Origin of the sequence: Microbacterium sp. LMI12-1-1.1 (assembly GCF_040676455.1) — a bacterium.
Classification (GTDB): Bacteria; Actinomycetota; Actinomycetes; order Actinomycetales; family Microbacteriaceae; genus Microbacterium.
This window is the reverse complement of sequence record NZ_JBEGIA010000012.1, coordinates 767291-792541: the sequence shown is the minus strand read 5'-3', so window position 1 is coordinate 792541 and position 25251 is coordinate 767291. Positions and strand designations below refer to the sequence as shown.

The 25251-nt window shown below is 69.8% G+C and carries 15 protein-coding genes; 7 read left to right on the top strand and 8 right to left on the bottom strand.

Annotated elements, in window-relative coordinates; translation table 11 throughout:
• Positions 1-21: 21 nt before the first annotated feature.
• Positions 22-630 (bottom strand): FMN-binding negative transcriptional regulator, encoded by a 609-nt coding sequence (locus tag MRBLMI12_RS12055; RefSeq protein WP_363356713.1) that lies wholly within the window; start codon positions 628-630, stop codon positions 22-24.
• Positions 630-1574, bottom strand: a complete 945-nt coding sequence (locus MRBLMI12_RS12050) for a DMT family transporter (protein WP_363356712.1) — start codon at positions 1572-1574, stop codon at positions 630-632. The genes MRBLMI12_RS12055 and MRBLMI12_RS12050 overlap by 1 nt, the downstream gene beginning before the upstream one ends.
• On the opposite strand from MRBLMI12_RS12050, the gene MRBLMI12_RS12045 reads away from it, so the two are divergent.
• The gene (locus MRBLMI12_RS12045; RefSeq protein ID WP_363356711.1) at positions 1573-2985 is read left to right on the top strand and encodes a PLP-dependent aminotransferase family protein; all 1413 of its coding nucleotides are present in this window, start codon (positions 1573-1575) and stop codon (positions 2983-2985) included. The two genes, MRBLMI12_RS12050 and MRBLMI12_RS12045, sit on opposite strands and share 2 nt — an antisense overlap.
• Positions 2986-3178: 193 nt before the next feature.
• Here MRBLMI12_RS12045 and MRBLMI12_RS12040 read toward each other — a convergent pair whose 3' ends face one another.
• On the bottom strand, positions 3179-8572 hold the full coding sequence (locus MRBLMI12_RS12040; protein ID WP_363356710.1) for a chitinase N-terminal domain-containing protein: 5394 nt from the start codon (positions 8570-8572) through the stop codon (positions 3179-3181).
• A gap of 263 nt (positions 8573-8835) precedes the next feature.
• Here MRBLMI12_RS12040 and MRBLMI12_RS12035 point away from each other — a divergent pair, with 263 nt between their 5' ends.
• Genes MRBLMI12_RS12035 through MRBLMI12_RS12025 form a run of 3 tightly spaced genes read left to right on the top strand, consistent with a single transcriptional unit; the run spans position 8836 to position 12324 of the window.
• Entirely contained in the window at positions 8836-9939 is a 1104-nt protein-coding gene (locus MRBLMI12_RS12035) for a substrate-binding domain-containing protein (protein WP_363356709.1), read from the top strand.
• Between the two features lie 46 nt (positions 9940-9985).
• A complete protein-coding gene (locus tag MRBLMI12_RS12030; protein WP_363356708.1) occupies positions 9986-10636 on the top strand; it encodes a TetR/AcrR family transcriptional regulator in 651 nt (216 codons plus the stop codon).
• Positions 10633-12324, top strand: a complete 1692-nt coding sequence (locus tag MRBLMI12_RS12025) for an MDR family MFS transporter (protein ID WP_363356707.1) — start codon at positions 10633-10635, stop codon at positions 12322-12324. Before MRBLMI12_RS12030 ends, MRBLMI12_RS12025 begins: the two co-directional genes overlap by 4 nt.
• Before the next feature lie 8 nt (positions 12325-12332).
• On the opposite strand, the gene MRBLMI12_RS12020 is transcribed toward MRBLMI12_RS12025, so the two are convergent.
• The 5 genes from MRBLMI12_RS12020 to MRBLMI12_RS12000 form a co-directional block, all read right to left on the bottom strand.
• Positions 12333-13154: an isocitrate lyase/PEP mutase family protein gene (locus MRBLMI12_RS12020; RefSeq protein WP_363356706.1), complete on the bottom strand. Its 822-nt coding sequence runs from the start codon at positions 13152-13154 to the stop codon at positions 12333-12335.
• Positions 13155-13218: 64 nt separating this feature from the next.
• Positions 13219-16005, bottom strand: coding sequence for a TIM barrel protein (locus MRBLMI12_RS12015; protein ID WP_363356705.1), 2787 nt, complete (start codon positions 16003-16005; stop codon positions 13219-13221).
• Positions 16006-16033: 28 nt separating this feature from the next.
• On the bottom strand, positions 16034-17797 hold the full coding sequence (locus tag MRBLMI12_RS12010) for a thiamine pyrophosphate-binding protein (RefSeq protein ID WP_363356704.1): 1764 nt from the start codon (positions 17795-17797) through the stop codon (positions 16034-16036).
• Positions 17794-18648 (bottom strand): citryl-CoA lyase, encoded by an 855-nt coding sequence (locus MRBLMI12_RS12005; protein WP_363356703.1) that lies wholly within the window; start codon positions 18646-18648, stop codon positions 17794-17796. The genes MRBLMI12_RS12010 and MRBLMI12_RS12005 overlap by 4 nt, the downstream gene beginning before the upstream one ends.
• The gene (locus tag MRBLMI12_RS12000; RefSeq protein ID WP_363356702.1) at positions 18645-20093 is read right to left on the bottom strand and encodes an aldehyde dehydrogenase family protein; all 1449 of its coding nucleotides are present in this window, start codon (positions 20091-20093) and stop codon (positions 18645-18647) included. The genes MRBLMI12_RS12005 and MRBLMI12_RS12000 overlap by 4 nt, the downstream gene beginning before the upstream one ends.
• 304 nt (positions 20094-20397) lie before the next feature.
• On the opposite strand from MRBLMI12_RS12000, the gene MRBLMI12_RS11995 reads away from it, so the two are divergent.
• The 3 genes from MRBLMI12_RS11995 (at position 20398) to MRBLMI12_RS11985 (ending at position 25244) form a co-directional block, all read left to right on the top strand.
• Positions 20398-23094: a PQQ-binding-like beta-propeller repeat protein gene (locus MRBLMI12_RS11995; RefSeq protein WP_363356701.1), complete on the top strand. Its 2697-nt coding sequence runs from the start codon at positions 20398-20400 to the stop codon at positions 23092-23094.
• 213 nt (positions 23095-23307) lie between these two features.
• A complete protein-coding gene (locus MRBLMI12_RS11990; protein ID WP_363356700.1) occupies positions 23308-23964 on the top strand; it encodes a TRAP transporter small permease in 657 nt (218 codons plus the stop codon).
• 2 nt (positions 23965-23966) lie between these two features.
• Positions 23967-25244 (top strand): TRAP transporter large permease, encoded by a 1278-nt coding sequence (locus MRBLMI12_RS11985; protein ID WP_363356699.1) that lies wholly within the window; start codon positions 23967-23969, stop codon positions 25242-25244.
• Positions 25245-25251: the final 7 nt, after the last annotated feature.

Sequence of the window (25251 nt, the reverse complement as noted above, 5' to 3'; positions counted from 1 at the left end):
GAAGGTCATCGGTCGCTGAGGTCACCGGTCGCTGAGGTCGACGGCCCGCATCGCTTCCGCGAGTGCGGCGTTGTGCGCGTCGAGGTGGGCGGCGATGCCGTCGCGCACTTCGGCGGGCTTGTTCTGGCTCAGCTTCGCCCGGGCATCGAACCGCGTGACGCGCAGGCGCAGGCCGACGGTCCCCTTCGCGATGCGGCGGGTGCCGGTCTCGTCCTCGGCGAGGCTGCGACCGTGCGGATGCCCCTGCTCGAAGTGGTCGGTGAGCTGCGCGAGCATGGCGTAGTTCGCCTCGTCGGAGAGGATCTCCGGCGTGCCGTAGAGGTGGGCGGTCACGTGGTTCCACGTCGGAACGAGGTCGCCCGGCGCGTACCAGCTCGACGACACATAGTCGTGCGGCCCCTGGATGATGACGAGCATCTCGTGCTGTCCGAGCTCGTGGAGCTCGTCGTCGGGTCGCCCGAAGTGACTGAGCACGACGATGTCGTCGGCCTGCTCGTCGAGGAGCACGGGATAGTGCGAGGCCACCAGCCCGTCGGGGGTGTGCGAGACGAACGTGGCCCACGGGTGGTGGCGGATGAGCTCCTTCACCTGCTCGGGGTCGGTCATGAGGTAGCGCGGCGTGTGACGCATCAGGGGGTGTCCTTTCGGGTGAGTCGGGTGCGGACGGCGAGGCCCGCGCAGGCGATGACGGCGAGCCCCCCGAGCAGGGTGGGCATGCCGATCCGCTCGTGCAGGAGGACGGCGGACCAGAGGATGCCGAGCACGGGCTGAACGAGCTGCACCTGGCTCACCTGGGCGATCGGGCCGATCGCGAGACCGCGGTACCAGGCGAAGAATCCCAGGAACATGCTGACGACCGCGAGATAGGCGAACGCCGCCCACTCGACCGGTGCGGCAGCGGGCGGCTGCTGGACGACCGCCACGATCGTCGCGACGATCATCGGCGGCGCGGCCAGCACGAGCGCCCACGACACGGTCTGCCAGGCACCGAGCTCGCGCGCGAGCAGACCGCCTTCCGCGTAGCCCATCGCGCACAGCACCACCGCGAGGAACAGCAGCAGATCGGCTTCGTGCAGTTCTCCGAGCCCGCCGTTCTGCAGCGATGCGAAGGTCATGGCCGCCACCGCCCCGAGGCTCGCGAACACCCAGAACGACACGGCCGGTCGCTCCTTGCCGCGCAGCACCGCCAACACGGCCGTCGCCGCGGGAAGGAGACCGATCACGACGACCGCATGGCTGGCGGGCACCGACGTGAGCGCGAACGACGTCAGCAGCGGGAACCCGACGACGACGCCCGCGGCGACGATCGCCAGACGCGCCCGCTGCCTCGGGGACGGCACGGGAACGGTGGCCGGCCGCCGTCGGCGGGCGATCGAGAGAGCGATCACCGCGAGCGCCGCGGCGACCACGGCGCGACCGGATCCGATGAACAGCGGTGACAGCCCGCCGACCGCGACGCGCGTGAAGGGAAGCGTGAACGAGAAGGCGACGATGCCGAGCAGCCCCCACCCCAGGCCAGCAAGTCGGGGTAGCACTGTCGCTTCGCGGAGAGTAGCGCTACTCTGTTCTGTCATGGGTCAGGATAGCACCGCACGGATGACCGCGGAACTGCGCGCCTGGATCGCCGCGGCGCCGCCGGGAGCCCAGCTGCCCTCGAACCGCGCGCTGGTCGCCCGGTACGGCGCGAGCCCCGTCACCGTGCAGAAGGCCATGCGCCACCTGATCGGCGCCGGTCTCGTCGAGAGCCGCCCCGGGGTCGGGACGTTCGTGCGCGCGGTGCGGACCGCACGTCCGGCGGAATACGGGTGGCAGACCGCAGCCCTCGGCTCTCCCCCGGCGCGCGTGTCGATGCTGTCGTCGACGCAGCGCTCGGTGGCACCCGACGCCATCGGGCTGCACTCCGGGTATCCGGCATCCGATCTGCTTCCGGAGCGCGCGGTACGGGCTGCGATCGCCCGCGCGGCACGCACCCACGCCGCCATCGCCCGCTCACCGGTCGCCGGGATGCCGGAGCTTCAGGAGTGGTTCGCCCACGAGCTCGCCGGGGCCGCGCCGGCGGGCGTCACGCCACCCACCGCCCGGGACGTGCTCATCATCTCGGGCAGTCAGAGCGGGCTGTCGTCGATCTTCCGCGCCGTGGTGGGTCCCGGGCAGCCGCTCGTCATCGAGTCGCCCACGTACTGGGGCGCGATGCTCGCCGCCGAGCAGGCCGGCGTCACCCTGGTGCCCGTCCCGTCCGGCGCCTTCGGCCCCGACCCCGACGAGGTCGATCGCGCGCTGGAGCGCAGCGGTGCGCGTGCGTTCTACGCCCAGCCCACGTTCGCCAACCCGACGGGCGGGCAGTGGCCGGCCTCGACCTCCGAAGCCGTGCTCGAGATCTGCCGCCGGCGCGGCGCGTTCCTCATCGAGGACGACTGGGCGCACGATCTCGCGATCGACGCCGACCCGCGCCCGATCGCGGCGCACGACGACGACGGGCACGTGATCTACGTGCGCTCCCTCACCAAGAGCGTCTCTCCCGCACTGCGCGTGGCAGCCGGGATCGCCCGCGGACCGGCACGCGAGCGCGTCCTCACCGACCGCGCCGCAGAGTCCATGTACGTCAGCGGGCTGCTGCAGGCGGCAGCGCTCGACGTGGTGACCCAGCCGTCGTGGCGCAGTCACCTGCGCGCCCTGCGCCCGCAGCTGCGCAGCCGCCGCGACCTCCTGCTCGACGGCCTTCGCGAGCACGCGCCGACGGCTCACATCGACACCGTCCCCGCCGGCGGCCTCAACCTGTGGGCGCGCCTGCCCGACGGCGTGGACGCCGCGCGGGTCGTCCGCGAGTCCGAGGCGCGGGGGCTCATCATCGCGGCGGGCGACGAGTGGTTCCCCGCGGAGCCCTCAGGACCCTACGTGCGCCTCAACTACTCCAGCGAAGCCCCGGCCCGCTTCGGAGAGGCCGCGCAGATCCTCGGCGAGGTGCTCGACATCATCACCGGCTGACGCTGTCACGCGGTCGTCGAGCGCGTTTCGTCTCGCTTCGCTCGCTCAACGACCGACATGCGGGCATCACCCGGTCCGATGAGCGAGCGAGGAACGAGCGAGACGAAACGCGCCGAGGCTCCCGCAGGGCCCGACGCGTTTCGTCTCGCTTCGCTCGCTCAACGACCGGAGAGCGGCATCCGTCAGGGACTTGCTACTTCGACACGGTCACCTTGAGCGGTGCGCTCACCGTCGTCCCCGCCGCGTTGGTGAACTCGACGGTGTAGGTGTACGTGCCCTTCGCCTTGCCCGTGACCGGGAGCGTCGCGCGCTGCGCCTCCGGCGAGGCCGCGGTCAGCGGGCCCGAGGCGACCTCGGCGCCGTTCTCGAGGAACCGGTACGAGGTGGCGTTCGTGCCCCACCACAGGTCGGCCGTGACCGTGTACCTGCCGTCGCCGTCCTTGTTGTCGGCCGAGAGGACCGGCTTGCCCGGTGCGGCGTCGGTGACCTTCACGGTGAGCGGCTGGCTCGCGGTCGCGCCCTTCGAGTTCAGCAGCTCGCCGGTGAAGACGTAGGTGCCGTTCGGAAGGCCGGCGATGTCGACGACGGCGCGCTGCGCACCCGGCGTCATCATCGTGAGCGGCACCTTGGCGACGAGCTCGCCGTCGCGGTAGAGCTTGAACAGCGAGCCGTTCTCGCCCCACCACAGGTTCATCGTGACCTGGAACGTGCCGTCCTCGAGGCCGGTGTCCCAGCCGTCGTTCGACGAGAGCACGCCCTTGCCCGGAGCCGTCTTCGCGCCGTCGTCGGAAGCGACCTCGGGGAGGGTGACGGATGCCGTGGCCACCGACCGCGCGCCCTCGCCGAGGACGTTCACACCAGCCACCTCGTACGCGTGCGTCGTGCCGAGCTCCAGCGCCTTCGCGGTGCAGGTCGTGCCGCTCGTCTCGCACACGGCGTCGGTCCCACCGGCCTCGTAGACCCGATAGCCGGTGAATCCCGGTCCGGTGAGGGCCGAGGCATCCCACGAGACGGCGATCGAGGTGTCGCCCGCGAGAGCGGCCGTCGCGTTCTGCGGCGCCCCCGGAAGCGTCTGGTCGGCGACGGCGAGCCACGAGATGACCGGCTTCTCGCCGCCGGCGCCCTCGTTGGTGACGAGGTAGTCGACGACGGCCGGGGCGCTCAGCGTGAAGGTGAGCGGAGCGGCGATCGGCGTGCTCGAGCCCGACAGCGGCACGGTGCCCTTGGCGAGCTCGGTTCCCGCGACCGACACCGTCTGGTACATCGCGCGGTTCACGCCCCACCATTCGGTGAAACCGCCCGTCAGCGTGTACGTGCCTGCGTCGAGCGGCAGCCGGTAGACGAGCTTCGTCGTGTCCTGGTAGAGACCCGTCGAGTACTTGTCGTTGATGTCGGTGGTGCCCTTCGTCTTCATCCCGTCGGCGACGTAACCCCACTGGTCGGCGGCCGTCGAGACCTGGTCGACCTTGTCGTTGCGCAGAGCCACCGCGTCGGCGACCGCCGCGTACTGCGGGGACGGTGCGCCGTTCGTTCCCGCGTCGATGTAGTACACCAGCGCCGGAGGAACGATCTCGAAGCCCGCGATGACGGCCTGATCGGTATCGGTCAGGCGACCGGTCACGGTGAGCTTGGCGTACTCGGTGCGGGGCTGCGCGGCGGACGCGGCATCCCACTGGACGGCCCGCTCGGTGCCCGCGACGTCGACCGTCTCGGGCAGGTCGTCCTCGACGCCGAGAGCACCCTGCAGACCGAGGTCGCGCGGCAGGCTCTGCACGTAGACCAGCGCGAGGCGGGCGTTGTAGCCGCTCGTGCCGTTGGTGCCGAACTCCACGTCGACCACGGCGTCCTCGTCGATCGTCAGCGTCTGCACGACCGGCGTCGCCGATCCCGTCGACACCGCGGTCTTCGTGGTCTCGGCGCCGGCGACCTTCAGCTTGGAGTAGACGTTGGTCGTGAGGCCCGGACGCGGCGCCTGGACGCCCACGATGTTGTACGAGCCCGCAGGCAGCGTCAGGTGATAGGTGACGGGTTTGTTGTAGTCGGCGCCGACGTACGACGAGCCCCAGTCCTGCGGCGTGCCGGCCGCCAGGGTCGTCGCGGTCGTGGAGTAGCCCCACGTCTCGCCGGCCGTCGTGCCGTCCCACTTCTGGTCGCTCGTGTCGTTGCGCAGATCCGGGAAGGATGCCAGAGCGGCGGCGTACACCGATCCGTCCGGCGCACCGGAGGAGCCCGAGTCGATGAAGTACTCGAGGTCGGCCGGCACGACGAGGACCGTGGCGCTGAAGCGCTGGTACACACCCGACGACAGCTTCTCGGTCGAACGGCCCGTCGCGGCGAACGTGCCGAGCTCGGCCGTGGTCTTCGCGGCGGCGACGGAGCCGAGGCTCCAGGTCACCTTCGCCTCGGCACCCGCAAGGGTGAGCTCGGCCGGCAGCGTGCGATCGGCCGACGTGATCGACACCACGCCGAGGTTGATCACATCGGCGCTGACGTCCTTGGGCGTCAGGCCGTCGGCTGCCGCCGCGAGCCGGGCGGCGAGCGCCGCCGCGCCCTCGGCGTCGAGGCCGTACGCCCCCGCGTCGGCGACAGCGGAGGTCGCGTCGGCGAGCACGGCCGCGAACACGGCCCACGTCTCGGCGCTGTACTCGCCCTCGTCCAGGCCATCCACGGCGTCGATCGCGGCGGCGAGCGCCGTGGTGTCCACCGCGGCGGAGTCCGCGGTCGCCGTGATGACGCCCACGGCGTCGACGTTGATCGAGGCGTCGTTCGCGGTCTTGATGACGACCGTGTGCGCGGCATCCTTCAGACCGCGGAGGATGAACGTCGTCCGCTCGCTGCCGGCCGCGAAGGTCGGCGCGGCGGCCACGATCGGGACGCCGTCCACGCTCACATCGAGTGTCGTGGCCCCGCCGTTGGTGCCGATGATGTCGAGGCCCGTGCCGGTGAACGAGTACGTCATCGCGGCGCCCTTGGCCGTGCTCTTGGAGGCGGTCCGCTGCCACTCGAACATGCCCTGGCCGTTGACGTGGCTCCAGCTCGCATCGAAGGTCAGCACCGGGACGGAGCGGTCCTCCCAGCTGGTCTGGTGCATGCCGTCGATGATCGTCGCGTAGTACGGCGTGTAGCCCGGTACGGTCTCGATCTTCAGGTTGTCGAACTGCACGAAGGTGAAGCTCGAGCCCAGCTGGATCCGGCCGGCTGCCTGCGGAGCGGCATCCGTGTAGGTCGCCACCTGCACGCCGTTGACGTAGGCGGTGTACACGGATCCGGCGACCTTCACCGCGATGTTGTTCCAGACGCCCGCGCCGGTCTTGAAGGCGACGTCCGGCGTGCTCGCGACCGAGCCGGTCGACAGCGTGGCGCCGAAGCGCATGAAGGTCCAGGCGCCGGTCGGGTCGATCTTCAGCTCCGCGGCCGAGACGCTCTGGCCGTTGGCCGTGCCGCCCTGCTCGCGCGCGCCGATGGTCGCGTACTGCGATCCGGTCGCCTCGAACAGCACGTCCGACGAGACGGTGTAGTTGGTCCACCGGGCGTCGCCGATCGTGGTCTTGGGGTCACCGGCGTTCCATGCTCCGCCCGCCATGCCGGGACCCACCTGCTGGCGGAGCACCCGGTCGTGTGCGGCATCCGCGGTCGCGACCGACTCGAACGCGCCGTTCGTGTCGTTCGTGTAGCGGGGCGTCGCGCCGTAGTCCTCGCTCTGGACCGCCGGCGTTCCCGCGGGCTTCGCCTCGGCGCCGCGGCTGTCGAGGTACGACTGGCCCGAATCGATCAGCTGGCCGGTCGCCGGGTCGTAGCCCTTGATCGCGCCCTCTTCGCTGTAGTCGAAGTCGTCGGCGTAGATGACCGCGTCGTCGGTGACGCCGTTGACGTTTCCGCTCGCGTCGGTGTCGAGCACATCGCGGCCCCCGGTGTACTGACCATCGCCGTCGGCGTCGGTGTACTCCTCGGACGTGGGCAGCGCGCTGCCGTAGCCGTCCTTGGCGGTGAGAGCGCCGCCCGCTCCCGCCGTCGCGTGATCGAGCGTGGTGACGGTGAGCGCCGACCACGGCTTGACCGTGACGGTGTACGCGCCGTCGGCGGCGGGCGCGAGCTCGCCGACCGGCTTCAGGTAGTTCGCGTCGTACGCCTGTCCGGCGTCGGCGGCGCGGGTCTCCCAGAGTTCGGCCGTCTGGTCGGATCCGAGGTCGAGGTCGCTCGCGACGATGCGGTAGGTCTTCGTGAACTTCGAGTCGTTGATGATGACCGTCGAGAAGTCCGACGCGTCGGGGGCCGCGAGCGTCGTGTACGACGCGCCGCCCGCGCGTGCACCGCTCGGCGGGTTGCCGGTGCCGAGCTCGCTCTTCGAGGCCTGCGGGATGGCCCGCCAGATGCCGGCCGTGTTGTCGGCGTTCTCCCACCCGAGCTTCGCGAACTGGGTGAACTGCTCGATCACGGCGAGGCCGCCGTCGTAGTACATCCAGCCCGACCACGGGTCGCGGGCGTTGACGAGCTCCTTCGACGAGTACTGGAACCCGTCGTAGAACGAGCCGATGGCGGGCTGGAAGATGTTCAGCGTCCGGCGCGAGGCGGAGAAGCCGGTGGTGACCCAGTTGCCCATCTCGAGCGCGCTGTTGGTGCCGCCGAACTGGGTGCCGAAGCCCCCCTGCTCGTCACTGGCGTTGTTGTTGGGACGGTCGGCCGAACTCGAGAACGTCGACTGGCCCTCCGAGTTCCAGACCTCCTTGTCGAGCTGCTCGGCGATCTTCTTCATGTTGCCGGCGCTGTCATCGGCGCTGGAGTAGTGGAATCCGACGACGTCGACGGCGTCGCGCAGCGACGAGTCGGTGGCCGACGTCATGGCATTCCCGAACGACACCGGCGGCGTGCCGACCGTGTCGGCGGCGACGGTCTGGATCGCGTGGAAAAGGTTCTTCTCCTCGTCCGAGGCGAAGCCGTTGTTGGGGTCGGCGGCATCGGCGCCCTCGTATCCCGCGCTGTCGGCGGCGACCCAGGCGGAGAAGTTCTTGTACAGCTGGATGTTCGGGCTGCTGGTCTCGTTCGTGTCGGGGTTGATCGAGTCGACCATCACCCCGTACTCGCGGTACGCGGCCAGCACGGTGTTCTTGAACCAGATGTACTGGTCGGCGTCGTTCTGGACCCACGCCGGGCGGTTCCAGCGCAGCAGGCTGAGGTGCACGTCGCCGTGGGCGACCAGCTGCGCGTCCGCCGCGAGCTGGAAGCCGGGCTCGCGCTGCACGTTGGGGTATTCATCGCGGCTGCGCATCGTCGACGCGTTGGGGCCGGTCGAGGTGTTGCGGTCGTTGCCCATCTCGATCTTGACGGTGGTCATGATCGGGTGGTCGCCGCCGAAGAGCGTCTCGATCAGCTCCCAGTACTTGTCGGGATGCTGCGACTTGTAGTCGAGGAGGAGCGCGCTGGTCGAGTTGGCCGACAGCACCCCGAAGCCCTTGAAGGTGAGGCCGTTCTTGTTCAGCGCGGCCGCTGCGACGTCGGCGCCGGTGACGTTCACGACGACCGGGTCGGTCACCGCCGCCTGCGCCATGGCCGGCACGGCGAGCGGGGCTGCGATCACCGCAGCGGTCACCGCTGCCGCCAGTGCGATCCTCAGTCTCCGCGGTGGCTTCTGAGCGTCCTTCGGACGAGGCGTCCCTGCCTGCGACATCGCAGTCTCCGTTCCCTGGGCTTCTCACGTGCGCTCGCGAACCCGGGCCGGCTTCGACGCACGAAAGGGCACGACCGCGTGCCCGCAGCGAAATCCTGCAACGAGAGGGACGCACGCCGGAACCAAACCGAACACACTTGATCACTCTTGAACCGACTCGAACACACTTGTACGCTGAGGCGATCATGGAGCCACCCCTCGACCCGCCCGCCTTCGGCCTTTCGCGCCGCGAGCACATCCTCGACGAACTGCGCCGGACCGGGTCGGTCCGCGTCGCCGAGCTCGCGCGCGAGCTGCGCGTGTCGGAGCTCACCATCCGCCGCGACATCGGTCACCTGGCCGACCGCGGCCTCGTCACCCGCGTCCACGGCGGCGCGACGCTGCGCAGCCGGCTGGATACGAGTGTGCCGGCGTCGTCCGGCGGGGCACCCATCCGCTTCCGGGTCGGCATGGTGGTGCCGTCGCTCAGCTACTACTGGCCGCACATCATCATCGGGGCCCGCGCGGCCGCCACCGACCTCGGGGTCCAGCTCATCCTGCGCGGCGCGAGCTACTCGGTCGACGACCAGCGCCGACAGATCTCCTCGCTCGTCGAATCCGGCAGCCTCCACGGCCTGATCGTGGCGCCCGAGACGCTCGGAGCCGACGGGCGCGCGCTGCTGCACTGGCTCGAGGCGCTGCCGATCCCGGTCGTGCTCGCCGAGCGCCGCGTGCCGTCGACGCTCGCGCTCACCAGCCTCGAGTGGGTCACGACCGACCACGTCTTCGGCGGCTCGCTGGCCGCCGATCACCTCGCCGCGCTCGGCCACCGCCGCGTCGGCATCCTCACCTCCGCCGGCTCCCCCACCTCGTGGCAGCTCCGCCGCGGCTGGGACCGTGCCGTGGAAGACCTCGGCCTGGAATGCCTCGTCGACGTCGACGCGACGCTCGACGCGCTGGACGGCGTGACCCGCGAAGCCCTCATCGCCGAGCTGCTCGGACGCTGTCGGGAGACATCCACCACCGCCCTGCTGATCCACAACGACCCGCAGGCGGTGCTGCTGGAGCAGTACGCCCGCGACCACGGCTGGTCGATCCCCGACGACCTGGCGATCGTCGCCTATGACGACGAGGTCGCCGAGAGCGCCGAACCCCCGATCACCGCTCTGCGCCCGCCGAAGCAGCACATCGGGCGGCTCGCCGTCGAGACGATGGTCGATCGCCTGGTGGACGGTCCTCGGCGGCCGGTGCAGCGGACCTCCGTGCTGCCGGAGCTTCACCCTCGCGCATCCAGCGCCGTGGCTCGCTGACCGCCGTCAGGCGAGTTTTTTGCACTTCGCATCATGAAGTGCAAAAATGCATGATGTGACTGATAGTGCAGATGGACTTCGTGAGCGCCGGCGCGCTGAGACCACCCGCACTCTGATTCGCGCCGCGCGGCGCTTCACGGCCGAGCACGGCCTCGCCGGTTTCACGGTCGAGGACCTCTGCGCCGAGGCGGACGTGTCGCGCCGCACCTTCTTCAACTACTTCGCGTCGAAGGACGACGCGGTGCTGGGCGTGCCGCTGGAGCGTTCGGATGCCGCGGCCATCGCCCGCTTCGTCACCGGCGGCTGCGGCGGCCCGGGTCTCTCGCCGGACCTGCTGACCGAGCTGGCGCGGCTCGCCGAGGAGCGCTGGCGCGCCCTCGACATCGCCCCCGACACGGTGCAGGACCTCTTCCGCGCCGTGGAGAAGGAGCCCCGCCTGCTCGCGCGCATGCTCGAGCTCGGCGCCGAGGGCGAGCAGTTCGACGCGCGACTGATCGAGCAGCGCGAGAACCTGCCCTCCGGCGATCTGCGGGCGCAGGTCGCCTCCCAGGTCGTCGGCGCGCTGGTGCGATCCGCCGCCGGAGAGTTCCTCAAGCCCGGCAACGACGACACCTTCATCGAGATCTTCGAACGACGCATCGCCGCGGCGCGCGACCTCTTCGCCAGTCAGAACGCATTGATGGGAACCTCCGAATGACCACCGCCACCGTCCCGACCGTCAGACCCGACGGCGACGCGCCCTTCCTGCTCACGCAGCGGCGCATCTGGATCATCTTCTCCGCCCTGATCGCGGGCATGCTCCTGTCGAGCCTCGACCAGACGATCGTCTCCACCGCGATGCCGACGATCGTGGGCGAACTGGGCGGGGTCTCGCACCAGGTGTGGATCACGACCGCGTACATCCTCGCCACGACCATCGTCATGCCGATCTACGGCAAGTTCGGCGACGTGCTCGGCCGACGCCGGCTGTTCATGGTGGCCATCGCGATCTTCACGCTCGCCTCGGTGGGTTGCGCCTTCGCGACCGACTTCTGGATGTTCGTGATCTTCCGCGCCATCCAGGGCCTCGGCGGCGGCGGCCTGATGATCCTGTCGCAGGCGATCATCGCCGACATCGTGCCCGCCGACCAGCGCGGCAAGTACCTCGGCCCCATCGGCGGCATCTTCGGCCTCGCCGCTGTCGCCGGCCCCCTTCTCGGCGGCTTCTTCGTCGACCACATGACGTGGCAGTGGGCGTTCTACATCAACATCCCGATCGGCATCGCCGCCTTCTTCGTCGCCGTGTTCGCGCTGAAGCTGCCCGACAAGAAGGCCGAGAAGCCCATCGACTGGCTGGGCGTGCTGTTCCTGTCGGCGGCGACGACCTGCCTGATCTTCTTCACCGACTTCGGCGGCTCGGCCGACCACGGCTGGGACTCGACCGCGACCTGGGCGTGGGGCGCCGGTCTCGTCGCCGCTGCCGGGCTGTTCATCTTCACCGAATCGCGGGCGGCCGACCCCATCATGCCGCTGTCGATGTTCCGCAACCCGATCTTCGTCAACGCGACCGCGATCGGCATGGCGATCGGCATCGGGATGTTCGCCGCGCTCGGCTTCGTGCCGACGTTCCTCCAGATGTCGTCGGGCACCTCGGCTGCGGCATCCGGTCTCCTCATGCTGCCGATGATGGTCGGCGTCATGGGCACGTCGATCGCCGCGGGTCTGCTCATCACGAAGACGGGCAAGTACAAGGTGTTCCCCATCATCGGCACGATCGTCGTCGGCGTCGCGATGATCCTGATGACGACGCTGACGGCCTCGACCCCGATCTGGCTCATCTGCACCTACCTGTTCCTGTTCGGCGTCGGACTCGGCTGCATCATGCAGGTCGTCGTGCTCGTCGTGCAGAACGCCGTGCCCGCATCCGATCTCGGCACCGCCACGTCGACGAACAACTACTTCCGCGAGATGGGCGCCGCGCTCGGCATCGCCGTGTTCGGCACGCTGTTCACCACGCGTCTCACCGAGAACCTGACGACAGTGTTCACGGATGCCGGAGCCAGCCCCGAGCAGGCCGGCGAGGCGACGTCGACCATCGATCCGTCGGTGCTGAGCACGCTCCCCGACAGCGTCCGGACCGGGGTCGTCGACGCCTACGCCGACGCGCTGGCGCCGGTGTTCTGGTACCTCGTGCCGTTCATCGCCGTGGCGCTGATCCTGGCGCTGTTCCTCAAGGAGATCCCGCTGTCGGATGTCGCCGGGCTCGTCGCCCGCGGCGAGGCCATCGGCGGCGAGGAGGCCGAGCGCCTCGAAGCCGAGCAGAACCGGATGTCGGACCAGGACGGCGCAGCGGCGCCGACCCGCGGGGCTCGGCGGTCCCGGCAGCGGGACCGCGCCGGACAGTAGTCGCGCGCTCAGGCCCCGAAGCGGCGCTGCATCTCGGCATAGCCGAGCGCGCCGTCGAGGAAGCCCAGCGTGCCGGACTCCTTGAGCTCCCGTCCGGCGCGCTCGACGAGACTGAGCGCGGCACGGGCGAGGCTGCCGCCCACGCTGACCCGTGACACGCCGAGCCCGAACAGGGTGTGTGCCGGGATGACGTTCGCGGCGAGCCCGGCGACGATGTTGAGGGGTGCGGGGATGGCGTCCGCGAGGCGCCGGATGGTCTCCTCGTCGTTGACTCCCGGCACGAAGATGCAATCGGCACCGGCACTGACGTAGCGGCGGGCGCGCTCGACGGTCTCGTCGAACGGGTCGCCGGCGACACCGCCGAGGTAGGTGTCGGTGCGGGCGTTCAGCACGAAGGTGCCGGACGGCGCCGCGGCCCGCGCCGCGACCAGCCGTTCCACCGCCTCCTCGATGCCGAAGAGCCGGCCTTCCTGAGCATCCTCGATGTTCGCCCCCGCGATGCCCAGCCCCACGGCCCGCGCCACGGTGCGGCCGACCTCGGCCGGCGAGTCGCCGTATCCCGCTTCGAGATCGGCGCTGACCGGCACACCCACCGCCGCCACGATCTCGGCCAGGCGCTCGAACATGGTGTCGGGATCCAGCGCGTTCCCGTCGGGGACGCCGCACGCCCACGCGATCCCCGCGCTCGTGGTCGCGATCGCCGAGAACCCCACCTGCTCGAGGATGCGGGCGGATCCGGCGTCCCACGCGTTGGGGATGATGAACCCGGGGCCGGCGTGCAGCACGAGCAGCGCCCTCGCCCGGCTGGTGAACCTGAGGTCGTCGGCCATGGCATCCCCTGTCCTCGGGTCTGCGCCTCAGCCGGCGGCGGCCCGTCCGTGTCTACGCAACGTATCAGCGGGCCGGTGCGGCGGCGGGCCGGTTCGCGTCGAGGTGGCGGCGCGCGGCGGCGATCGCGAGGCGGGCGTGCTCCTTCCCGCCGACCTGCGCGACGAGCGTCGCTCGCGGAATCTCGAGCGCGAACGGGAGACCCGCAGGGAGGGCATCGAGGATGCCGAGCATGTCGATGCCCCCTTCGCCCGGGAAGAGCCGCTCGAAGCGTGCGGTGTGGATCAGGCCGGCGGTGGTCGCCGGGATCTCGGCGGGGGCGTCGCACACGTGCGCGTAGTGGAACCACTCGGGCGGAAGCTCTCGCAGATCCCCCACACTCGACCGTGAGCGGGCGAAGTGCAGCAGGTCGATGAGCAGACCCGCATTCGGCTTATCCGCCGCTCGGAGGACCCGCGTCGCTTCCCGGAGGTCGGGCGTCTCCGTCCATGAGGGGAACTCGAGGTCGATCGTGAGGCCGAGAGGAAGCGCCAGCTCGCAGAGCTCCGAGAAGCGGTCCGTCTTGCGGGCGAAGTCCGAGTCGGGCAGCTGCGCGATGACGTGGCGCGCTCCGAGTTCAGCACCCGCCTCGAGGAAGCGCAGGTAGTCGCTGGGGCTGTCGCCCGAGGTGATGCGCGCCAGTTCGATGTCGAGCACCTCGACCCCGGTCGCCGCGAGATGCGTCTTCGTCCTGCGCATCAGCGCTGGGTCGTACGCCAGCGGGTAGTGGGGTTCCTGCGGGGTCACCTTGGTCATGCGCAGGCCGACGTAGCGGTACCCGGCGGCGGCCGCGGCATCCACCAGTTCCGGCGGCGACAGACTCAGCGCCGTGAGATGGGCCAGCGAGTAGTCGTGACGGTGCCCGACGGCGGACTCGGCCGGGTCGCTCGCCAGTGTGCGCATACGCTGCCGGCGATGAGCGGCCATGCGCAGAGCGACACTGCGCGGGTCGCCGAAGCCGTCGTAGCCGTGGATCCGCTGCACCACCTGGAAGAAGACCCGCGAGCCGAGCATCTCTGTGAAGAAGTGCAGGAACTCCCCCTGCGCGTCTCGGTCGTAGAGGATCGAGTTCTCGCGCAGCGCCGCGACGAACTCGGCGGGCAGCGCCAGCCGCGCTTCGAGGTCGTCGTAGTAGTTCGCAGGCATCTCGAGGATGGGCGCCCGGCGCTCGCGGGCCGCCCTCGCGCAGGCGATGGCGTCATCGGTGGCGAAGGCCACCAGCTGCGGGCTCGTGACACCCGGCGACCAGTCGCCCCGCCGGAGCGGGTTGGTGCTGAGAGCCACGCGGACGCAGCCGTCGGGAGCGCTGGCGGACCACGTGCGGATGAGGCCGAAGGGTGCCGTGATCTCGGTCAGCTCCCGGGGAACGAGGCCGAGCACGGAGTGGAAGAAGAGTGCGGACTGGTCGAAGTCGTCGATCGACTCGGTGACCGATACGTGGTCGATGCGGGTCAGGAGCGGTGGGGCGTCGGCCCGGGCCGCATCGGCCGGGGCCGCGTCGGCAGGGGCGAAGTCGTCGATCCAGGGCGTGCCGCCGGTGGCATCGCAGAAGAACAGCGCGGTGCCGTCCGGCGTCGCCACCGACGCGAGGTCGGTCTCGTCCGGTGACCGGCGACGCGCGAGCTTCGGCGCCAGCAGGCTCTCGGCCCGCCGCATCGACGCGGCGGCATCGGCCGTCTGCACCGCCAGGGCGCAGATCGCCGCGGTGGCGGGGTCGATCGATCGCTCCGGGGCCGAGTTGAGGAGCACGCGGGCATCGCCCTGCTGCCACAGCTGCACCGGCTTGGAGCGGTGCTGCCCGACGTGCGCGAAGCCGAGGCCGGCGAGGGCCCGCGAGACGAGCGGCCCCGAGACCTGGTCGACCGCGAGCTCGGCGAACGCGAAGCCATCCAGTCTCGGAGCCGGGGGCAGCTCGCCACCGGCGAGCGGAGCGGGCGCATCGTCGAGGTCGCGCGCGGCCACCGCCTCGGCCAGCGCCCGCATCGAGCGCATGGCATCGATGGCGGCGTGCCGAGGATCCTCCTGCTGATAGATGTCGTTGAAGACCTCGATCGCGAGGGGCCCGGAGTAGCCCATCGACAGCAGACTGCCGAGGAAGCCGGCGACATCGAGGGCTCCCTGGCCGGGGAACATCCGGTAGTGGAGGCTCCACTCCCGCACGTCCATGTCGAGACGGGGGGCGTCCGCCAGCTGGACATGGAAGATCTTGTCGCCGGTCACGCGCGAGACGGCGTTCGCGTCGTTGGCGGCCGAGAGCACGTGGAAACTGTCGAGGCAGAGCCCGAGCGCGGAGTGGTCGACCTGCTCGATGAGACGCCACGCGTGCTCGTACGTGCGAACCCGGCCCCACGGCACGGCCTCATACGCCAGGCGCACGCCGCTCTGCGCGGCCCGCTCAGCCAGGGCGTGCAGCTGCTCCGCCGTCAGACCGTCGTCATCGACGCCGTCGTCCGTCCTCGACGAGCAGCACACCAGCACGCCGGCCCCGAGTTCGGAGAGCAGCTCGAACTTGCGCTCGGCGCGGCGGAGGGTGGCGCCGAAGCGGTCCGGCGGGACCGTTTCGATATGGAACGGCTGATAGACCTCGAGGGAGAGTCCGAGGTTCGCGGCCTCCCGGGCCACCCGCCCGGGAGACCACGTCGACATGATGAGGCCGTACTCCAGCAGCTCGATACCCGAGAACCCGGCCGCGGCCGCGGCACGGAGCTTGTCCTCGAGCGTGCCCGACAGGCATACGGTCGAGATCGACACGTCCAGCACGCGCTGTGCCCCGCTCATGATCGACGTGCGGTGCACATCATCGGACCGCCTCACGAATCGGTTCGTCGCCGAGGGCGACGGGTCAGGGGATGGCGACGTGCTCCACGGTCTCGCCGGGCGAGTAGATGTCGAGGATGTTCCAGTGACCCGTGGTCGGCGTCGGCACGTTGACCATCGACACGTCGATCACGACGGGTCGCTCGAGCGCGATCGCCCGCTCGAGCGCGGGCTTGAACTCCACCGCCGCCTCGACCTTGATGCCGGTGATGCCATAGGCCTCGGCGATCGCGGCGAAGTCGGTGTACAGGGGGTCGTCGGCGCTGCCGAACACGGTGCCGTAGGTCGTGTCGAAGGCCGCCTTCTCGAGGCCGGCGATCGTGCCGAAGGCGTTGTTGTTCATCACGACCCAGACCACCGCGACACCCTGCTCGCGGGCGGTCGAGAGCACCGCCGGATTCTGCCCGAAGCCGCCATCGCCCACGAGCGAGACCACGACGCGGTCGGGGCAGGCGATCTTGGCGCCGACCGCGGCCGGCCCGCCGAAGCCCATGGTCGCGAAGCCCCCGGGGGTGAGGAAGCTGCCGGGCGTGAGGATGTCGAACTGCTGACCGACCCCGTTCTTGTTCCAGCCGACGTCGGTGGTGATGATCGCGTCGGCCGGGAGCACCTCCCTCGTCTCGGAGAGGATCCGCTCGGGACGCATCGGCCACGCATCGGATGCCTGCGCCGGCGCGTTCTGGAGCTTCAGCGTCGCGCGGTTCGCCGCGATCTGCGAGAGCAGCTCGGTGCGCCGCACCCCGTCGGCGGCGAGGCGGCGGGCCACCCGCAGCAGCACGGTGAGAGCGGACTTGAGGTCGGCCAGGGCGCCGATCTCGAGCGGGTAGTTGCGGCCGAGCTCGGCCGGATCGACGTCGATCTGCATGAGCTTGGTGCCCGGGATGTCGAAGGTGTACTCGGCGTACCAGGAGCTCGAGTCGGCTTCCGCGAACCGCGTTCCGAGCGCGAGGATCCAGTCCGCCGTCCGGGTGGTCTCATTCGTGAACGCCGTTCCCCAGAACCCTGTCATGCCGAGGACCAGCGGGCTGTCGTCCGGCACCGCGCCCTTGCCCATCAGACTGTGGGCGACGGGGAGCGAGAGCAGCTCGGCGAATTCGGCGAGCTCGGCTGCCGCGTCCGCGGCGACGATGCCGCCGCCGACGTACAGCACCGGCCGCTCGGCATCCAGCAGATTCTGCACGATCCTCTCGGCGACGGCCTCGTCGAGGCCCGGCTTCACGAGCGCGCGGGTGTTGCCGATCACCCTGTCGAACAGCGCGACGTCGATCTCGGCCGAGAAGACGTCCATCGGCACGTCGACGAGGACGGGACCGGGACGCCCGCTCTCGGCCAGCATGAACGCCTTGTCGAGCACCTCGGCGATCAGGTGCGGCCGGTCCACCCGCCACGCGCGCTTGACGAAAGGCCGGTAGATCTCGTACTGCGCGGCATCGGCGTGGAGGTTGATCTCCTGGTGCGGATGCTTGCCGAAGTAGTGCGTGGGAATGTCGCCGGCGATGACGACCATCGGGATCGAGTCCAGGGCCGCGTTCGCGACACCGGTCGTGGCGTTGGTCAGACCGGGACCCAGATGGGTGAGGACGACTCCGGTCCGGTGGGCCGCCCGCGCATAGCCGTCCGCCGCATGCGCGGCGATCTGCTCGTGCCGCACGTTCACGAAGGAGATCCGTTCGCTCTTCTCGAGCGCTGCCAGCAGCGCGATGTTCGTGTGGCCGCAGAGGCCGAAGACATGCTCGACCTCACGTGCTTCCAGATAGCGAACGATCTGGTTCGAGACCAGGTCCCTCATGAGGTGCTCCTTCTTTCGTCGCCGTCGATCGGGACTGATCGGCGCGCCGGCCCCGTGTAGGTGTATCCGATGGATTTCGGCATCGGTCCCTTGATCCGGCCGCCCTGCGTCATCTGCTCGGCGGCGTGAGCGAGAATCCCCACCGAGCGCGCGAGGATGAACACCCCGCGGCCGAGCTCCGGCGTGAACCCCAGCTCGCAGTAGATGACGGCTGTCACGCCGTCGACGTTCATGGGGATCCGCTGGGGTCGCCCGGCGCTGATGGCGTCCTCGACGGCACGGCCGATCGCCGCGAAGCGACCGTCGATCACGCCGGCGGCGGCCGCGGCGTCGACCAGCGACAGCAGACGCGGCGTCCGGGGGTCGAGCGGATGGAACCGATGACCGAAGCCGGGGATGTAGACGACGCCGGCGTCGCGCTGACGCTGCAGCACGACGCGCGTCGCCTCCTCGAGGTCGCCCGTCCGCTGGAGCTCCTCGTCGATCGCGAGGTACACCTCCATGCACTGCTGGCCAGGACCGCCGTGCACGTCACCCAGCACGTTGATCGCGGAGGCCATCGCCCCGTTGATCGGCACGCCGCAGGTCGTCGCCATGCGGGCGATCGCGATCGACGGCGCCTGGGGCCCGTGGTCGACGGAGGCGACGAGCGCCGCCTCGAACAGAGCCGCCTCCTCGGACGAGGGAAGCTCCCCGCGCAGCATGAGCCAGATGGTGTCGACGAAGCCGACCCTGCCGAGGAGCTCCTGGATCGGATAGCCGCGCAGCGCGATCTCGCCGGGATGGACGTCGATGATGTCCGTCCGCCACCACTGCCGCGCCTCGTCGACGATGTCCTCGGCGGCGCTCACGATGCGGCCTTTACAGGATCCGCCGACTCGAGCGCGGCGTCGTAGAAGTCGCCGAACAGCTCCTCGTCGGAGGGCCGGTCCTCAGCGATCGTGCGCGAGACCCACGTCGTGTTCAGGTAGTGGCGCAGCGAGACGTTCTCGGATGTGATGTTGCCGCCCCACGTGCCGCATCCCATCGACGAGGTCATCGGCATCCCGTTCGTGAACGACCCGGCGTTCGCCTTCGAATTCGGCTGGCGCACCATGATGCGCGAGACCGGCATGTGCCGGGCGAAGTAGTCGATGTGCGCGTCGTCGGTCGACGCGATGCCGCAGGAGTGGCCCTTGCCGCCGATGTCGTAGAGCCGCTTGGCGAGCTCGACGCCGTCTTCGAAGCCGCCCTCGTAGGCGTGGACCGCCATCAGGGTGGTGAGCTTCTCTTTGCAGAACTGCCGGTCCTCGGCGATGCCGTCGCCTTCGACCACGATGAACCGGCTGTCCGGCGGGATGTCGAAGCCCGCGGCTCGCGCGAGCGCCTGCGGGGAGATGGCGACGGTGTCGGGCAGCCGATGCCCCTCGTCGTCCCACATCACCGCCTGCAGCGCGGCGCGCTGCTCCGGACTCGTGAGATGACCGCCTTCGGCCTGGAGCGCCTCGAGCATCTCGCGGTATCGCGCGGCCGGCACGAGCACGTTGCCGTCGGCCGAGCAGCCCGAGCCGAAGTCCGACGTCTTCGACAGCATGCAGTTGCGTGCCGTCTCGCGGAGGTCGGCGGTCTCGTCGACGAACTCCGTCGCATTTCCGGCGCCGACGCCGTACGCCGGTGTCCCCGAGCTGTACGCCGCGCGCACCAGTCCCTGGCCGCCGGTGGCGATGACAAGGTCGGCGCGCCGCATGATCTCCTGCGATGCCGCGAGGCTCGGAAGGGTGATGCACTGCAGGATGTCGGCGGGGGCGCCCTCCGCCTCGAGCGCATCGCGCATCCGCCGGACGGTCTCGAGGGTCGTGTGCCTCGAACGCGGGTGCGGCGAGAACACCACGACGTCGCGCGCCTTGATCGCGTAGATGGCGTTGCCGGCGGGCGTGAGGTCGGGGTTCGTCGTCGGCACGACGCAGCCGATCACCCCGACCGGCTTGCCGTACTTGACGAGGCCCTTCTCGGCATCCTCTTCGATGATCCCCACCGAGGGGCTGCGCAGGGCATCGCGGAGGACGCCGCGGATCTTCATCCGCTTGTTCATGCGGCTGTCGAAGTCGCCGAGGCCGGACTCCTCGATACCCATCTCAACCAGGCGATGGAACGACGAGCGGTTGGCCACCGCCCACGCGACCGCGCGGATCAGCCGGTCGACACGCGCCTGGTCGTACGTCTCGATGACGGCGAGTGCCGCCTGCGCCCGGGCGAAGACGTCGTCGAGCTCCTGCTGCTGCTCGGGCGACAGGGATTTTGATGCTGAACCAGCCATGACAACTCCGTCCATGGGGGTGGGTGCCGATCGCCGCATGCTACGCAGACGCTGCCGTCGACGACAACGCGTGTCCCACTGGGCGAACAGGACGGGAGCCACGGGTGCTCGGCCGTCCCGCAGCCGCACGCGCTGTACCACTCGATGGGTCGCGAGGTTGCCGCCTCCTCCGGCCGGGGTTAGCGTCCGAGCGCCGGCCGGTATGGCCGATCCCCAGGTCGGAGCCGGACGGCATTCCCCACAGCGGCGACGGGGAGGTGCGAGCCCATCCGTCGCCGGATCGAAGACGATCAAGGAGCAAGGGATGCGCAAAAGACTGACCACGAGGTTGGGAACTGCGGGAATCGGGGCGCTGGTGGCGGTGCTCGCCATCGCAGCCTCACCCGCGTACGGACTGACCACTCCGGCTGAGCCGGTTCCGCCCGCAGGATTGACGGGCCTCGAGCCGACCGGCGCCGACATGCCGACGGTCGGAGGCAATCTCGGCAACCAGCACTACTCCGCTCTCACGCAGATCACGCAGGAGAACCTCGACGAGCTGGCGCCCACCTGGCGCACTCACGTGTCCTCCGTCGCGCCGGCGACCGACGACACCGGGCAGCAGACGACGCCCATCGTCGTCGACGGCGTCATCTATCTCGACACCCCGAGCGGCGGCGTGATCGCGGTCGACGGCGTCTCGGGTGCCCCCGTCTGGAAATGGGAGAACACGGTCTACGGTCTCTCCGGCACGCGACGGGGAGTGTCGGCCGGCGACGGCAAGATCTTCACCCTGGCCGGCGGCAACCGCGTGGTCGCGCTCGACCAGGCGACCGGTGCCGAGGTCTGGGCCGCACAGCCGACCGGCGCGAACGGCGAGGACCTGGGGCGCGTCGGCAAAGTCGCCACCGTCTACTACAACGGGATCGTCTACGCGCACGCCGCCGACGGGGACCGCGGCGCGGTCGTCGCGCTGGATGCGAGCGATGGATCGTATCTGTGGCACTTCTTCGGCGGCCCGCGGCGCGGTGAGCAGTTCACCGGGGTCGACGGTGTCACCTTCGACGCGTCGGCCACGTGGGGTCCCGTGCTCCCGGACGGCACCGACTGCTCCGAAGAGGGCGGCGCGACGTCCTGGATGCAGGGCGCGGTGGATCCCGAGCAGGGCTCGTACTACATGACCTTCGGCAACGCCCGGAGCTGCACCTCGTCGCAGGATGGATCGCTCCGGCCCGGCGACAACCTGTTCTCGAGCACGATGGTCGCGGTGGATGCCATGACCGGCGCCTACAAGTGGCACTACCAGTCGATCCATCACGACGTCTGGGACATGGACAACGTCCACCCGCCGACACTGGCGGACATCGTCGTGGGCGGCGAGGAGAAGAAGGTCGTCTTCTACGGCAGCAAGTCGGGCCACCAGTTCGTACTCGATCGCACGAACGGCGAGCCGGTGCTTCCCGTCACCGAGAAGCCGATGATCACCGACTCCCGCCAGAGCCACGCCGAGACCCAGCCGTTCCCCGCCACCCGGCTGCTGCCGGAGTGCGTCGTCTGGGAGAAGCTCGACCCCGAGAACATCCCCGGGGACCCGTGGCGCGCCGTGCCCAACTACAACGGCTACCAGCCGGATGCCGAGGGCAACCTGGTCTTCAACCCCGACAGCTACGTCGCAGCCGACGAGCCCTACCTGACGTACCCGGACGGCTACCCGTCCGACCACCGCCAGGGCTGCATGTACGACCCGCAGTGGGACGTGCCGATCCTGTCGACCACCAGCCAGAACGGCGGCGCCGACTGGTCGAACCACTCGTACAGCCACAGCACGAACCTCGTGTACTACCCGTACGGCACGAACCCGGTCGCGCACTACAACGGCGCTTCGGCGAACGGCCTGCGGGCGATCGGGCAGTACCAGACGGGCGGCATCCTGGCGTACGACGCGTCGACCGGCGAGGTCGCGTGGCAGAACCACCTGGGCACCGACATGTCGCACGGTCAGGGACCGCTGACGACGGCATCCGATCTGCTGTTCGTCGGCCAGATCGACGGTCGGGTGCTGGCAATGGATGCCGTCACCGGCGACGTGCTCTGGGACTTCCAGACGGGCTCCGGCATCGCGGCGGCACCTGTCACCTACGAGGTCGACGGCGAGCAGTACGTCGCGGTGTTCGCCGCCGGGTCGACCAACCCCTACGGCGGATCGGTGACGCAGGGCGACTCGCTCTGGGCGTTCAAGCTCGGCGGCACCTACACGACGGAATCGGGGAGCCAGGAGGGGCCCGACACGGCGCCGCTGACCATCCGCCGGCCCGTGGGCGGCGCGGCCGTCGAGGGCTCGACGGTGGACGACACGGTGCTGCTGGCACGGTCCAGCCGCACCGCCGACACCGCTGCGGCACGTGACAGCGTGGCGACGAACGGCATGCAGCCGACCCACCTACGGGTCCCGGTCGGTACGACCGTGACCTTCCGCAACCCCGGGGCCGAGACGTTCCCGAACTTCCCCAACCAGAAGCCGCACTGCGCGACGCAGTTCTTCGAGGGCGAGTTCAACGCGAAGCTGCAGCCCGGAGAGACCTACCAGCACACGTTCGACCGTGCCGGTGAGTACTTCTTCAACGACTGCACCGACCCGCGCCCGACCGGCAAGATCGAGGTGTACCTCGTACCGCAGGATCAGCCCGGTGCGCTGAAGTTCACGCCGGGCACGCTGCAGCTCGGCTCGGAGACCGGGCTGTTCACCGGGGTCGAGGGACGGGTCTCGGCGCACTTCGAGCTGCCGGCCGGCTACCGCTATGACGGCGGTGCGGTGCTGATCGCCCCGCTGACGTCGTCGCCGATCGAGGCGTCCGACGTCACGGCGAACAAGAACCGGATCATCGTCCGGTTCGACGCCGACGCGGTCGACCACAACGTGCCCGCAGGGGAGGTGACACTGACCGTGAGGGCGAACGTCCTCAACGCCGCGGGGGTCCAGGAGCAGCTCTCCTCCACCGCGACGGTCACCGTCGTCAAATAGCGGCTGACCCGCCCTCGCCGACCCGGCACCCGATCCGCCCCCGTCGCCCACGACGGGGGCGGATCGGCGCGTGCGGCCGGTGTCCCATTCGGCGAAACTCTACTTTGCACGCCCCCGCCCGCAGACCAGAGTCACAGGGGCGGCGATGCGCGCGCTCGGTCCTGCATCAACAGAGAGGTTGGCAATGCACCCTGACACCCTGGCGGTGGCGCCATGACCGACAAGGACCCGGGGCCCGAACCCGAGGAAGGCGGCAGCACCGAGCCCGAGAAGGCTGCGGAAGCCGCGCACGAGCCGGGGGTGGGCGAGTCGATCTACCCGCACACCAACACCTACTACACGACGCCGAAGCTCAATCAGGGCGTTCCGCCCGACCCGGTGTTCATCAGGGTGCTCTCGGGCATCGAGATCACGATCGGCGTCACGCTGTTCGCCTTCATCATCTTCGGCGTCATGTACCAGGTGCTCGGCCGGTACTTCCCCGCCGTCAGCTGGGTGGGCGCCGGTGAGCTCGCTCTGCTGTCGATGATCGCGCTGACCTTCATCACCACCGGCTACCTCGTCGGACGCAACGGCCACATCGTGCTCGAGATGTTCGACGAGATGCTGGCCGGCTCCCGGCTGTTCGTGGCCCTGCGCGTCATCTCGGCGGTCATCATGGTCGTCACCAGCCTCGCCCTCGCCTACGAGGCCTGGGTGAAGATCGACATCGAATGGGGCCGGCTCAGTGCCGCGATGCACGTGCCGCTCGGCGTGCTGTACATCTTCGCGCTCGTCGGCTTCGTCTCCGCAGCGATCCACTCGTCGTTCAAGATCCCCTACGCGAACCGCCCCGAGCGCAAGCTCGACATCGGCGAGATGGAGGGCTGATCGTGGACCTCTGGCTCTACATCCTGCTGTTCGTCGTCTTCCTGCTGCTGCGGGTGCCGGTCGCCTTCGCGATGATCGCGTCGAGCATGCTCTACTTCTACAGCCAGGGGCTGTCTGCCGGGTACGCGATCTCGTCGATCGTCAACGGCATCAACAGCTTCCCGCTCCTCGCCGTGCCGCTGTTCATCTTCGTCGGCACGGTCGCCAACAACCTCGGCATCGCCACGCGCCTCTACGACCTCGCGCGCGCTCTCCTGCCCCGGCTTCCCGGCAACCTCGCCTACGTCAACCTCGGCACCGCGATCGGCTTCTCGTGGATCAGCGGCTCGGCCCTCGCCGACGCCGCCTCGACGAGCAAGGTGCAGATCCCCCAGATGCTCAAGGCCGGCTATCCATACGGATTCTCCGCCGGGCTCACGGCGTCGGGCTCGCTGATGAGCACCGTCATGCCGCCGAGCATCCCGGCCGTCCTCTTCGCGGCGACCGCGTCGATCTCCACGGGCGCGCTGTTCGCGGGCTCCATCATCCCCGCCATGCTCATGGCGGTCGGCCTGGCGGCGTACATCTTCTTCTGGGTGCGCAGGCATCCGGATGTCGCCGTGGGGCGCCCGTTCGACGGGGGGATGCTCGGCAAGGCCGCCGTGCGCGTCATCGGCCCGGCACTGCTCCCGGTGATCATCCTCGGCGGCATCTTCAGCGGACTGTTCACCGCGACCGAGAGCGCCGGCATCGCCGCGGTGTACATGCTGCTCCTCGGCGTGATCTACCGCACGCTGACGTGGCGGGTGTTCTGGAAGTCGGCCAAGGAGACGGTCGTCATCTCCGGCGGGATCCTGCTCATCCTGGGCGCGTCCAACCTCATGGGCCAGGTGCTGGCACGGGAGCAGGTGTCGCGGGCGCTCGGCGAGTGGCTCACCGGCCTCACGGACAACCCGATCGTGTTCCTGCTGATGCTGAATGTGCTGCTGATCCTGCTCGGCATCCCACTCGAGGCTCCGCCGGTGATCCTGGTCCTGGTGCCGATCCTGATGCCCATCGCGACCCAGTTCGGGATCGATCCGGTGCAGCTGGGCGTGCTGATGATCCTGAACCTGATGATCGGATCGCTGACCCCACCCGTCGGCGCGGTGCTGTTCGTCGTCGGCTCGATCACGCGCAGGCCCATGGGAGAGCTGTTCCGCGGCATCCTGCCGTTCCTGATCCCGCTGGGAGCGGTCCTGCTGCTGCTGACGCTCTTCCCTGTCATCGTCACGTTCCTGCCGACGCTGCTCGGCCTGTAGAACGGAG